Origin of the sequence: Actinomyces sp. oral taxon 169 (assembly GCF_013394715.1) — a bacterium.
Taxonomy (GTDB): domain Bacteria; phylum Actinomycetota; class Actinomycetes; order Actinomycetales; family Actinomycetaceae; genus Actinomyces.
This window is the reverse complement of record NZ_CP058259.1, coordinates 1,321,627-1,333,445: the sequence shown is the minus strand read 5'-3', so window position 1 is coordinate 1,333,445 and position 11,819 is coordinate 1,321,627. Positions and strand designations below refer to the sequence as shown.

The 11,819-nt window shown below is 71.8% G+C and carries 11 protein-coding genes; 5 read left to right on the top strand and 6 right to left on the bottom strand.

Annotated features, from left to right (window positions below; translation table 11 throughout):
* Positions 1-76 precede the first annotated feature (76 nt).
* Positions 77-700: a TrkA family potassium uptake protein gene (locus tag HW274_RS05750; protein WP_260679205.1), complete on the top strand. Its 624-nt coding sequence runs from the start codon at positions 77-79 to the stop codon at positions 698-700.
* A gap of 3 nt (positions 701-703) precedes the next feature.
* Positions 704-1,366: a TrkA family potassium uptake protein gene (locus HW274_RS05745; protein ID WP_185989445.1), complete on the top strand. Its 663-nt coding sequence runs from the start codon at positions 704-706 to the stop codon at positions 1,364-1,366.
* A gap of 15 nt (positions 1,367-1,381) precedes the next feature.
* Here the strand turns inward: HW274_RS05745 and HW274_RS05740 are convergent, their stop codons facing one another.
* The 4 genes from HW274_RS05740 to HW274_RS05725 are packed head-to-tail and all read right to left on the bottom strand — an operon-like array spanning position 1,382 to position 3,609.
* On the bottom strand, positions 1,382-2,158 hold the full coding sequence (locus tag HW274_RS05740; RefSeq protein ID WP_185989444.1) for a DUF3159 domain-containing protein: 777 nt from the start codon (positions 2,156-2,158) through the stop codon (positions 1,382-1,384).
* A 32-nt stretch (positions 2,159-2,190) separates the two neighbouring features.
* Positions 2,191-2,568: an OB-fold nucleic acid binding domain-containing protein gene (locus tag HW274_RS05735; protein WP_004565028.1), complete on the bottom strand. Its 378-nt coding sequence runs from the start codon at positions 2,566-2,568 to the stop codon at positions 2,191-2,193.
* The gene (locus HW274_RS05730; protein ID WP_185989443.1) at positions 2,569-3,276 is read right to left on the bottom strand and encodes a DUF3710 domain-containing protein; all 708 of its coding nucleotides are present in this window, start codon (positions 3,274-3,276) and stop codon (positions 2,569-2,571) included.
* 27 nt (positions 3,277-3,303) lie between these two features.
* Positions 3,304-3,609 (bottom strand): DUF4193 domain-containing protein, encoded by a 306-nt coding sequence (locus HW274_RS05725; RefSeq protein ID WP_004565030.1) that lies wholly within the window; start codon positions 3,607-3,609, stop codon positions 3,304-3,306.
* 320 nt (positions 3,610-3,929) lie between these two features.
* On the opposite strand from HW274_RS05725, the gene sepH reads away from it, so the two are divergent.
* A complete protein-coding gene (gene sepH / locus HW274_RS05720; protein ID WP_185989442.1) occupies positions 3,930-5,408 on the top strand; it encodes a septation protein SepH in 1,479 nt (492 codons plus the stop codon).
* Positions 5,409-5,438: 30 nt separating this feature from the next.
* Here sepH and HW274_RS05715 read toward each other — a convergent pair whose 3' ends face one another.
* On the bottom strand, positions 5,439-6,779 hold the full coding sequence (locus HW274_RS05715) for an alkaline phosphatase family protein (RefSeq protein WP_185989441.1): 1,341 nt from the start codon (positions 6,777-6,779) through the stop codon (positions 5,439-5,441).
* A gap of 11 nt (positions 6,780-6,790) precedes the next feature.
* Positions 6,791-7,411, bottom strand: coding sequence for a DUF5998 family protein (locus HW274_RS05710; RefSeq protein WP_185989440.1), 621 nt, complete (start codon positions 7,409-7,411; stop codon positions 6,791-6,793).
* A gap of 151 nt (positions 7,412-7,562) precedes the next feature.
* Here HW274_RS05710 and HW274_RS05705 point away from each other — a divergent pair, with 151 nt between their 5' ends.
* On the top strand, positions 7,563-10,106 hold the full coding sequence (locus HW274_RS05705) for a DNA topoisomerase (ATP-hydrolyzing) subunit A (protein WP_185989439.1): 2,544 nt from the start codon (positions 7,563-7,565) through the stop codon (positions 10,104-10,106).
* A gap of 67 nt (positions 10,107-10,173) precedes the next feature.
* The gene (locus HW274_RS05700; RefSeq protein WP_185989438.1) at positions 10,174-11,817 is read left to right on the top strand and encodes an amidohydrolase; all 1,644 of its coding nucleotides are present in this window, start codon (positions 10,174-10,176) and stop codon (positions 11,815-11,817) included.
* The last annotated feature ends 2 nt before the right edge of the window (positions 11,818-11,819 follow it).

The following is an 11,819-nucleotide window of genomic DNA, read 5'->3' as shown; positions in this document are numbered from 1 at the left end:
GTCCGCGGCCCGACAACGGAGTACCGTCCTCCTCGTGCACTTCGTCATCATGGGCTGTGGCCGCGTCGGAGCGTCCATGGCTGTTCAGCTCGACCGTATGGGGCACTCGGTGTCCGTCATCGACCGCTCCGCGGACGCCTTCCGCCGCCTGCCCTCGGACTTCAACGGCCGCAAGGTCAAGGGGGTCGGTTACGACCGCGACGCCTTAGAGCAGGCGGGAATCGACGAGGCCTACGCCTTCGTCGCCGTGTCCAACGGGGACAACTCCAACATCGTGGCTGCGCGCGTGGCCAGGGAGAGCTTCGGTGTGGACAACGTCGTCGCCCGGATCTATGACTCTCGGCGGGCCGACGTCTACGAACGCCTGGGCATCCCCACGGTGGCCACCGTGCGTCAGACGGCCGACCAGATGATGCGCCGTATCCTGCCGGGCTCCAGTGCCCGCGAGCTGGAGGACCCCTCGGGCATGGTCGCTCTCATCCAGCCCAATGCCTCCCCGCAGTGGGTCGGTACGACGATCGGGGTGCTGGAGGACCGCCTCAGGGTGCGGGTGGCCTGGATCTCGCGCGATGCCACGGCGCTGCTGCCCGAGACCGCCACCGTCATCCAGGAGCACGACCGACTGCACCTGGCGGTGAGCACCGACCGTATCGGCCAGGTCCGCCGCGCCCTGTCACACGCCCCGACCCAGGAGGCCTGAGCCATGCAGATCGTCATCGCCGGAGCCGGTTCCGTGGGCCGTTCCATCGCCCGCGAGCTCATCAGCCACGGCCACGAGGTGACCCTCGTCGACCGTTCCACCGAGGCCATGCGCATCGCCTCAGTCCCGCAGGCCGACTGGCAGTTGGCCGACGCCTGCGACATCGACGCCCTGGAGCGCGCCGGGGCCGAGACCTGCGACGTCATCGTGGCCGCCACCGGGGACGACAAGGCCAACCTGGTCATCTCCCTGCTGGCCAAGACCGAGTACGGGGTGCCCCGCACGGTCGCGCGCGTCAACAACCCCAAGAGCGAGTGGCTCTTCGATGAGACCTGGGGCGTGGACGTGGCCGTGTCGACCCCGCGCTTCATGACGGCCCTGGTGGAGGAGGCCGTCAGTGTCGGCAGCCTGGTGAGCATCTTCCACTTCCACCAGTCGGGCGCCTCCATGCACGAGCTGACCCTGCCGGAGGACTCACCGGTCATCGGCGAGCTCGTCACCGACATCGAGCTGCCGCCCCACACGGTGCTGGCGGCGATCCTGCGCGACTACCGCCCCATCACACCGGACCGCGACGAGCGCTTCGAGCGCGGCGACGAGCTCATCTTCCTCACGGCGCGGGAGGGAGAGTTCAGCCTGAAGGAGCTGCCTCTCATCTTCACGTGACGGTGGGAGGCGGCGCTACCGCTGGACGGTTGCCTGGGCCTGGGCGATCCGGCTGGGGGCCACCAGCAGCCAGATGAACCACAGGGTCACGGCGTACAGCGGCACGCCCAGGATGAGGCGGGCCGCCCCGAGGTAGGACACCGCCTGGGCGCCGGCCAGGTAGAGGGGCACCTCGACGACGAGCCGCAGGGCGAACATGAGCGTCAGGACCCAGGTGCCCGCGTGGTAGCGGCGCCGAACATGGCGCAGGGCCGGCTCGGTGCGCCAGGCCGAGGGGCGTGCGGCGGGGTCGTCGTCGGCCTGCGGAGCCTCGGCGCGGCCCGAGTCCCGGCTCGTCTGACCGCCCTCGCCGTGAGCCGACTCGTCGGTGACGCGATGCCACAGAGTCATGAGGGCGCCCACGATCGGCCAGCCGATGAGCAGGGAGACCAGGCAGGCGACCAGCCAGGCCGCGTTAATCATGAGGCCGGTGGCGTAGAAGTTGGAGGCGTCGCCGCTGCGCCAGGCCCACAGGGCCGAGACGAGGACCAGCACGGCCCCACCGACGACCTGTGCCGGGGACTGGCGCTGCACCAGGCGGGCCACGAGGCAGATGGCGCTGATGGCCAAGGAGGCGAGCAGGGCCGCCACCAGGGCGGCGGGGCGCACCGCCATGACCAGGACGAACATGAGGGTGGGTACGACGGACTCCAGGATGCCGCGCCACCCGCCCACGGCCGCGATGGCGTCGAAGCGCTGGGAGTCGATGGCCCCCAGGCCCGTCCGGGTGGTTCCAGTGGAACGGCTGCTCATTCGAGGTCCTTCCCGCAGGTGGCTGCCGGTTGCTACTGCCCCGGCCCCAGCAGGCGATAGGCGGGGTTGTGGATCTGCTGGCGGTGGGTGCCGTCGGCGACCCGACCCTCAGCGAGAAGATGGGCCCCCGGCTTGATACCGGGGATGCGTCGCCGGCCCCACCACACCAGGTCGATGCTGCCGGTGCCGTCGTAGAGCTGCCCGACGAGGATGGGCTTGTCCTGGCTCGAGCGGTAGGTGACCGCCTGCAGCACACCGGAGACGCAGGTCCGCTGGCGCGAGGTCAGTGAGCCGATCGGATCGGTGCCCCGCCGGCTGGCGGAGCGCTCCTCATCCTCGGCCTCCAAGTGCTCGCGGCTGGTGCGCAGCGACTCGTAGAGCCGCTTGACCCGCGCCGACAGCGCCCCCATCTAACGCACTTCGGCGACGGTCGGTCCGGGCGCCAGCGGGTCGATGCCGGGCAGATCCTCGACCTCAGGGCCGGTGACGGCCCCGGGCGCGTGCAGGGGCAGGATCTCGCGGGGCGGACGGGCCTGGCCATCGCGGACGACGACGATTCCGCGCAGCACCTCCCGCAGCGCCTGAGCGGAGTGCTCGGAGGAGGCGGCGGGCCCCTGAAGCACACCGCGCAGGAACCAACGGGGGCCGTCGATCCCCAGGAACCGGATCGTGCCGGTCGCCATCGTGCCGTCGGGGCCGCGCATGGGCAGGTGAGCGACCAGCTCGGTGCCGTGCTCCCCGTGGCTCTCCTCGTAGCGGGCACCGTTCCCGGCAAGCTCGTTGGCGATGTCACCGCGCAGCTCGTCCCAGATGCCCGCGGTGCGCGGCGCGGCGAAGGCCCGCAGCTCAAGCGCCGAGCCACCCAGCGCCAGGACGACGGCGGTGACGGTACCGTCGGGCGCCTGCTCCAGGCGCAGCTGCATCCCGTCGACGGCCGGGACCTGCAGCGCGCCCAGGTCGATGCGGGGCACCTCCTCCTGGTCCTCGGGCAGCTCACTGAGGTCCCAGGGTCCGGAGGCGGCGGCCCCGTCGAGGGCGTCGTCGCCGAGGTCGCGCCCGAGGACGGACTCGTCAGAATCGGTGGTTGCGTCGTCACGACGGCGCGAGAACAGTCCCATGGGGATCTCCTGAGTTGGGTGGGAGCGTCAGCCGGCGCAGTCGGCGCACACCGGAAGACCGGTCGCCTCGTCGACGAAGGCCAGCTGGCTGCGGTGATGGACGAGGAAGCACTCCGAGCAGGTGAACTCGTCCTCGAGCTGGGGCACGACGTGAACGCTCAGCTCCTCCCGGGACAGGTCCGCCCCGGGAAGCTCGAAGCCCTCGGCGGCCTCGTTCTCGTCCTCCTCGATCGCGGCGGATGACTGGTCCTTCTGCCGCGAGGTCAGCTCTTCGATGGAATCGGCCTCGGGCTCGTCATCATTCTTGCGCGGGGCGTCGTAGTCGGTCGCCATGGCCTCGTCACTCTTTCTGTCGACGGCTCTCGGGTGACCTTCACAAGGCGGGAGCTGAGCCGTGCACGCGCGCCGGCGTCGTGCCGACGATTCGGCGCCCCCGTCCCGGAAGGCACGCGCACAATAGCACCGCCAGGTGGGCCGTCAAGCCAAATCGCCCGACGAAGGAGCACGATTGGTTTGCGGTGCGCCCGACCCGAGGGATTTCACGAGGGTATTCACACGTGGTTCACATGTGGCACACCGCTGCGCCTCCCACGGCTGGGCGCCTGCGGATGGCAGGCTGTGAGGCACAGTGGAGCATATCGTGCTGACACGGGATGAAGGAGGCCCCGCCCATGGTCGAACTCGAGCTGCTGGGTGCCAACGGTGACACGATTGTCATGACCGACGAGGACGGCGAGCGTTACAGCATCGTCGTCGACGACGCCCTCAGGGCCGCGGTGCGCCGTGACCGCGGAGCGATCCTGCCCCCGTCGGGGACGGTCGCCGAGGCGCCGGCGCCCCTGCGCCCCCGGCAGCTCCAGGCCTACATGCGCGCCGGCGCGACCGCCGCCGAGGTGGCGATCAGCACGGGCATGGACGTCGAGCACGTGCGCCGTTTCGAGGGGCCGGTGCTCGCCGAGCGCCAGTGGGCCGTCTCTCAGGCCCAGTCCTGCCGGATCGGCTGGGAGAAGGACTCCCCCCTGCTCGGCGAGCTGGTGGTGGATCGCCTGGCCACGCGCGGCGTCGCCCCCTCCAGCCTCGAGTGGGACGCGCTGCGCGAGGGCCGCGACCCCTGGCTCATCATGGTGACCTTCGTGCAGTCCGCCGAGGAGAAGCAGGCGCGCTGGTCACTGGACCTGACCGCCCGCGCGGTTCACGCCCTGGACGACGAGGCGCGCTGGCTCACCGAGGCCGGAGCGGGAACTAAGCGCCCGGCCGTCTTCGACCAGGACTCCAAGGCCCCCGGGGCCTCCGCCTCTGCGCCGTCGGCCCAGTCGGGGCACTCCCCCGCGGCCGCGGGCTCAGCGGCCGGCAGCGCGGCCTCGGCGGCCTCCGCCCCGGCTGCGGCCTCCGGCGAGTCCACCGGGCTGGCCGTCGAGATGCCCGCCGGGATGCTGCCGGTTCGGGAGTACGGTCGCCCCACCAGTGGCGCCATGTCAGCCGACGACACCGACGCACTGCTGGCCGACCTGGCCTCCAGCCGGGGCCGGCGCGTCGAGGTGGAGATGCCCCAGGACGACGACCTGAGCGGCTTCGCCGGGGAGGGGAACGCGGATGAGGACGCCTTCACCGATCCTCACGGCATCGACTACACCAGCAGCCCTGAGAGCCCCGAGGTCCCCTCACCCCCGGCCCGGGGCATGGAGGAGCGCCACGCCGAGGCCGGTTCCAGGGCCGACGATGAGTCCTTGGAGCAGACCGCGGGCCTGAGCGCGCAGGTCTACTCGATGTCGGAGCGCAGGCGTCTGCACACCGGCAACCACCCGGCCGGAACCCGGCTGGTGACGGCCTCCAGCGCTCCCTCGGCGGCGCCGTCCGCCCCGAGCCCCTCGGTGGAGCGCATCCCCGTGGGACGTCGAGCACCGCTGGGGGCTGACAGCCCCACTGAGCCGGTGCCGGAGATCCCCATGCCCTCGCGCTCCGAGGTCCTAGCCAAGGCCTCCCCCGGCCCGTCGGCCGCCTCTGCGGCGGGTGCGCAGGAGCCCCTGCCCGACATGCCCAGGACGCCTCCGGCCAAGAAGAAGTCCCGCCGTCGCTCACGGCGCTCCGTACCCTCTTGGGACGAGATCGTCTTCGGAGCCAGGCCTGAGTAGCCCCTGAGTAGCTCCCGAGTAGCCGGGCCCTCAGGCCTCGGTGATGAGCAGCGGCACCTCGGTCTCGGCCGGGGTGAAGGATCCGTGGACGCCGGGCATGGCGATGGCGGCCTCGGAGTGGACCCGGGGGTCCACGAGGACCCAGTTCTCGGCCATAGCCACGACGACGTCCCCGACGACGCCCCGTGCTCGCGCGCCAAGGACACCCAGGTGCTCACCGGCCTGCTCCCTGGTCCCGATCCACATCGCCCGCTCCCCCAGGACGCGGCGGTAGCGCTGAACCACCTCGGCGGCCAGGTCCACGTCGCCGTCGGCCACGTGCAAGTGCGTCAGCCTGGGCTCGCCGGCCACGGCGACGACGTCACGAACGAGCTCGCGATGAGCGCTCAGGTCGATGCGGTGGTCGGGATCGGTGTCGACCATGCCATGGTCGGCACTGAGGAGGATCCTGGTTCCGGCGGGGACACGGCGGGCCAGCTCGGCCATGGCGGCGTCGAGGCGCTCGAGCTGGGTCAGCCACTGCTCACTGAGCCACCCGTGCTTGTGCCCGGTCTTGTCCAGCTCGCCGACGTAGAGGTAGACCAGCGGGGTGCCTCGGCGCAGGGCGCCGGCGGCCAGGCCGGGCCGGTCCTCCAGCCGGTCGGCCCCCAGGTGCGAGGCGCCTCGTAGAGCGGCCTCGGTCAGGCCGGAGCCGGCAAACCGGCTCGGTCCGATGCTCACCGCGCTCCCGACCGGGAGACGTTCGAAGATCGTGGGCACGTCCTGCCAGGACCTGGGGCTGGGAACGTTGTCCCCCTTCCAGGTGATGAGGCTGAGGACCTGATCGGGGCCGGGGTGGGCGGAGGCGTCAAGAGGGGGCCCCAGGCGGGGGTTGAGCACCGAGTAGCCGACCATGCCAGTTGTTCCGGGCAGGGCGGAGGTGCCCAGCATGGTCAGGGCCGCAGCCGTCGTCGAGGGTCGGCAGGTGAGGATTCCTGCGCCGGCGGCGATGGCGGCCTCGCGCTGCGCCAGCCACTGGCGCAGGGTGGGAGTGTGCCCGCGACGCTGACGAAGCATCTCCAGGCCCAGACCGTCCACGAGGACGACAACGGTTCCCGGGCCGCCACCCGCCTCCCCGGGCTCACCGGCCGGCTCGATCCCCCAGCTGCGGGCGACCGCGCGTGCCCGGGCGTCGGAGACGACTGGTTCAGCGGGGCCTCCGGTGGGGCTGAGGACGGCATCACGGCCGGTATCGCCGTCGTGATCGGTGTCAGCCAGGCTCAGTCCGGCACTGACGGCGCCCACCGCCAGGACGTAGCGGAGCGCCGGATCCTGCGGACAGTCGGGGGCGGGTGCCGATGCGGGCTGCCTGCCGGCGGTCTGGCCTCCCATCCCCGGCCCCGTCACAGGGCGGCGGCGCGGGCCGCCATCTGCGAGAGCCGGCCGGCGAAGGTCTCGGCGCGGGCCAGGGCGGCGGCGCCCTCCACGCCCGCGGCCACGCGGATGACGACGTCGTCGGGCACGGACACGCCGGTCATGCCGTGGTCGGCCTGGCAGTCGGGGTCTGCGCAGGTGGCCGGCTCCATGTCGATACGGCGCACCGAGCCCCAGGAGACTGCGATCGTCATCTCGGTGAGGGTTCCACCGCCCCGGGCAGGGTCCGCCACGCCGCGGGTCAGGGCCATGGAGCGGATACGGCTGAGTGGGACGGCCTCGCTGGTGGCCAGGGCGCCGGGGCTGCCGTCGTCGCGAGGGGTGTCGTCAACGTGGACGATGATGAGGCGGCTGGGGGTCAGGGCCAGGACGGTCAGGTGGCGGTGGACCGCCTCGGCGAAGGTGGTCTCGGACTGGACCATGCCGGAGAGGATCTCCTCCTCGCCCGTGGCCAGGCGGAGGGTGTCGAGCACCAGCTCGGGGTAGTAGCCGGCGAGCTCCACCTGCTGCACCAGGTCTGCGAAGGCCTCCTGGGACGCCTCGTGCGAGGCGGGACCGGTGGCCGAGCTGCGGCCTGAGTGGGTCGTCATGGTCGCCATTGTGCCATCGTCCGCCCCTGCGCCGTCGAGCACCGATGTGCCCTTGCTCGAGGCGGGCCGATCGCTGCCGGCTAGCGCGTCTGACCTGTCACGCCCGGGTGTCGTGGTTTGTTTTCGGCCCGATTCCTCGGAGAATGCGCCTATGCCGAAGTCTGCCACCACCCGGACTCCTCCCCCGACCGACGGGGAGATCGTCGATCTCGACCTGTCCACGGAGATGCGCACCAGCTTCCTGGAGTACGCCTACTCCGTCATCTACGCGCGCGCCCTGCCTGACGCCCGCGACGGGCTCAAGCCGGTTCAGCGCCGCATCCTGTTCCAGATGGATCGGATGGGGCTGCGCCCGGACCGTCCGCACGTGAAGTCCTCCCGGGTCGTGGGCGATGTCATGGGGCGGCTCCACCCTCATGGGGACACCGCGATCTATGAGGCGCTGGTGCGCCTGGCCCAGCCCTTCACGATGCGCCTGCCGCTCATTGACGGTCACGGCAACTTCGGCTCTCTGGACGACGGGCCGGCGGCCCCCCGCTACACCGAGGCGCGCCTGGCCGCCTCGGCCCTGGCGCTGACGGCGGACCTGGATGAGGACACGGTCGACTTCTCCCCCAACTACGACTACACGCTCACCGAGCCCGAGGTGCTGCCGGCGGCCTTCCCGAACCTGCTGGTCAATGGCGCGGCGGGTATCGCGGTGGGTATGGCCACGAACATGCCGCCGCACAACCTGGTGGAGGTGGTGGCCGCCGCCCGGCACCTGCTGACTCACCCGGAGGCGACTCTGGAGGAGCTCATGGCCTTCGTGCCGGGGCCGGACCTGCCCGCCGGCGGCATGATCGTGGGCCTGGACGGAATCCGGGAGGCCTACCGCACGGGGCGCGGCAAGTTCCTCACGCGGGCCACCGCTCACGTGGAGTCCGTCTCCCCGCGCCGCAAAGGCATCGTGGTCACCGAGCTGCCCTACATGGTGGGGCCGGAGAAGGTCATTGCCCGCATCAAGGAGGCGGTGGGCTCCAAGAAGCTCCAGGGCATCACCGACGTCGCCGACCTCACTGACCGCAAGCACGGCACCCGCCTGGTCATCAGCGTCAAGAACGGCTACAACCCCGAGGCCGTCCTGGCCCAGCTCTACAAGCACACGCCGCTGGAGGACTCCTTCGGCATCAACAACGTCTCCCTCGTGGACGGTCAGCCTCACACCCTGGGGCTGCGCGAGCTGCTGGAGGTGTTCGTGCGCCACCGCCTCACGGTGGTCACCCGGCGCACCCGGTTCCGCCTGGGCAAGCGTCGCGAGCGCGCCCACCTGGTGGACGGCCTGCTCATCGCCATCCTCGACATCGATGAGGTCATCGCCGTCATCCGCTCCTCCGACGATGCCGCCACGGCGCGCACCCGGCTCATGCAGGTCTTCGACCTCACCGAGCCGCAGGCCGGCTACATCCTTGAGCTCCAACTGCGCCGGCTCACGAAGTTCTCGGTGATCGAGCTGGAGAAGGAGCGCGACGAGCTGGCCCGCGAGATCGAGGCCCTCGAGGCGATCCTGGCCGACGACGTGCTGCTGCGGCGCGTGGTCTCCCGTGAGCTGGCGGCCGTGGCCGAGCAGTTCGGCACTCCGCGGCGCACGGTGCTGCTGGAGGCCTCCGGCGAGCGCGTGACGTCGTCGGCTGCTGCTACGACTGCGGACGACGCCTCCGCCTCAGGCGGCGAGACGAAGCGGGCCGGTACCTCCGCTCAGCCGATGACGCTCATGCCCAGCGCCTCCCCGGTGCCGCTGACCGTCCCCGACGACCCGTGCCGGGTGGTGCTGTCTGCCACCGGACTGGTGGCGCGCACGGCCGGCGCCGAGCCGGTGGCCCGCACCGGTGGGCGCCAGCCCCACGACGCCCTGGCCTCCCAGGTGGCCACCACGGCGCGTGGACGCATCGGCGCGGTCACCGACACCGGGCGGCTGGTGCTGCTCGACGTCGTCTCCACCACGGAGGTACCCCGCACCGAGGGGGCCCCGGGGCTGGCAGGTGCGACTCAGATTCGCCAGCTGGTGGACATCGAGCCGGAGGAGAAGGTGGTGGGGCTGGTCCCGGTGGGGTCGGCCGACAACCCGCCGATCGTCCTGGCCACGGCTGAGGGCGTCATTAAGCGGGTCAAGCCCGGCGATGAGCCCAGGAACGCTGAGAGCTGGGAGGTCATCTCCCTGTCCGAGGGTGACCGGGTGGTCTTCGCCGGCACCGCGGCGGATACGGACTTCCTGGCACTGGTGACCTCCGACGCCCAGCTGCTGCGGTTCCAGGCCGCCAAGGTGCGCCCGCAGGGACGGGGTGCCGGCGGCATGGCGGGGATCTCGCTGCATGAGGGTGCCCGGGTCATCGCCGGCGCGGCGGTTCCTGAGGAGCTCCTGGCCGAGGCCGTCGTGGTGACGGTGGCGGGCTCCGAGGGCTCGCTGCCGGGTACCGGTGGAGGCAGTGTCAAGGTCACCCCCTTGGATCGCTACCCGGCAAAGGGACGGGCCACGGGCGGGGTCCGTTCGCACCGGTTCCTGCGCGGTGAGGACGAGCTGGTCGTGGCCTGGGTGGGGGTGGCCCCGCCTAGGGCGCTGCGCGAGGGCGGCAAGCCGGTCGCGCTGCCGGAGCCCGATGAGCGGCGCGACGGCTCTGGCTCACCGCTGCCGGCCCCCATCATCGGAATCGGCTGACGGGGCCTGTCGCAGCAGCGTCCTGGGGATCCGCCCGCGAGCGGGGCCGCTGTGCCTACAGTGGCGCATGGCCGATCAACCCTCCGCAGACCTGTTCATCAGGGATGCGCGCATCGTCCCTTTCCGGTCCCGCACCGAGCTGAGGGCGCTGCGCCGAGGTGACCCGCACCCTGGCGCCCTGGCCGCCCCGCCGCCCCCGGGTGAGCCCGTGGATGTACGCATCGAGGCCGGCCGGGTCGTCGAGGTGGGACAGGGGCTGAGTGCTCCCGGAGCACGGGTCTTTCAGGCCGAGGGCTCCTTCCTCGTTCCCGGCCTGTGGGACGCTCACGCCCACCTGGACATGGAGGCGGCGCGCTCGGCGCGTATTGACACGCTGGCCACCCGCAGCGCCGAGGAGGCCCTGGAGCTGGTGGCCCGGGCGCTGCGGGATCATCCGGCCGGTTCACGGCCGGCCACGATCCAGGGCTTCGGGCACCGTCTGTCCAACTGGCCCCGGGTGCCCACAGTGGCCGAGCTCGACGCCGTCACCGGGGAGATTCCCACGCTGCTCATCTCCGGGGACGTGCACTCCGGGTGGCTGAACTCGGCGGCGCTGCGTGTCTTCGGCCTACCGGGGGCCAGTGCCCAGGACCCGGGGGCGCCGATGAAGGAGGATCCGTGGTTCGCCCTGCTGGACCGCCTCGATGAGGTCCCGGGAACGCGCGAGCTGCGGGAGTCCGGCTACCGGCAGGTCCTGGCTGACATGATTTCCCGGGGTATCACCGGTGTGGTGGACATGAGCTGGTCGGAGGATCCCGATGACTGGCCGCGGCGCCTGCGGGCCATGGCGGAGCAGGGCGTTCTTCCCCAGGTGCTGCCCCGGATCCGCATCGGGGTCTACCGCGACAAGCTGGAGCACTGGATCGCCCGGGGCCTGCGTACCGGGACCGCGCTGGCCGGCTCACCCCGCCTGCCCGACGGCTCCCCGGTGCTGGTGCAGGGGCCGCTCAAAGTGATCGCAGACGGCTCGATGGGCTCGGGCAGCGCCCACATGTGCCAGCCCTACCCTGCCGAGCTGGGCCTGGAGCACGCCTGCGGCGTGGTCAATATCGACCGAGCCGAGCTCACCGACCTCATGGCCCGTGCCTCCCGGCAGGGTTATGAGATGGCTATCCACGCCATCGGGGACGCGGCGGTCGACGACGTCGCCGCGGCCTTCGCGCACTCGGGTGCCGCCGGGCGCCTGGAACACGCCCAGCTGCTGCCGGCCGACGCCCTCGACGAGCCTGACGGGGCGCTCAGGCGCCTCGTGGGCTGCGGCATCGAGCTGTCGGTTCAGCCGGCCCACCTCATTGACGACTGGGCGGCCGTGAGCCGGGTATGGCCGGGACTGGAGGGGCGCACCTACGCCTTCGCAGACATGGTGGCCGCCGGAGCGCTGCTCCAGCTGGGATCGGATGCGCCGGTGGCGCCCCTGGACCCGTGGCTGGCCATGTCGGCGGCCGTGGGGCGCTGGACGCCGGACGGGTCGGTGTGGTCACCGGATCAGCGGCTGACGGCCGAGGAGGCGCTGGCGGCCAGTGTCAACGGGGCCGGCTCGGTGGCGGTGGGTTCTCAGGCCGACCTGGTGCTCCTGGCAGAGGACCCCCTGCGCCTGGGGGCCGAGGAGCTGGCGGGCGTTCGCCCAGTGGCCACCGTGGTGGCCGGAGCCGTGGCCCACCTGCACGGGTGAGC

What these genes read in the sequence shown, in the direction of transcription:
- HW274_RS05750 (WP_260679205.1), top strand. Translation starts at nt 77, where the DNA reads ATGGCTGTTCAGCTCGACCGTATGGGGCACTCGGTGTCCGTCATCGAC.
- HW274_RS05745 (WP_185989445.1), top strand. Translation starts at nt 704, where the DNA reads ATGCAGATCGTCATCGCCGGAGCCGGTTCCGTGGGCCGTTCCATCGCC.
- HW274_RS05740 (WP_185989444.1), bottom strand. Translation starts at nt 2,158, where the DNA reads ATGAGCAGCCGTTCCACTGGAACCACCCGGACGGGCCTGGGGGCCATC.
- HW274_RS05735 (WP_004565028.1), bottom strand. Translation starts at nt 2,568, where the DNA reads ATGGGGGCGCTGTCGGCGCGGGTCAAGCGGCTCTACGAGTCGCTGCGC.
- HW274_RS05730 (WP_185989443.1), bottom strand. Translation starts at nt 3,276, where the DNA reads ATGGGACTGTTCTCGCGCCGTCGTGACGACGCAACCACCGATTCTGAC.
- HW274_RS05725 (WP_004565030.1), bottom strand. Translation starts at nt 3,609, where the DNA reads ATGGCGACCGACTACGACGCCCCGCGCAAGAATGATGACGAGCCCGAG.
- sepH (WP_185989442.1), top strand. Translation starts at nt 3,930, where the DNA reads ATGAAGGAGGCCCCGCCCATGGTCGAACTCGAGCTGCTGGGTGCCAAC.
- HW274_RS05715 (WP_185989441.1), bottom strand. Translation starts at nt 6,779, where the DNA reads ATGGGAGGCCAGACCGCCGGCAGGCAGCCCGCATCGGCACCCGCCCCC.
- HW274_RS05710 (WP_185989440.1), bottom strand. Translation starts at nt 7,411, where the DNA reads ATGACGACCCACTCAGGCCGCAGCTCGGCCACCGGTCCCGCCTCGCAC.
- HW274_RS05705 (WP_185989439.1), top strand. Translation starts at nt 7,563, where the DNA reads ATGCCGAAGTCTGCCACCACCCGGACTCCTCCCCCGACCGACGGGGAG.
- HW274_RS05700 (WP_185989438.1), top strand. Translation starts at nt 10,174, where the DNA reads ATGGCCGATCAACCCTCCGCAGACCTGTTCATCAGGGATGCGCGCATC.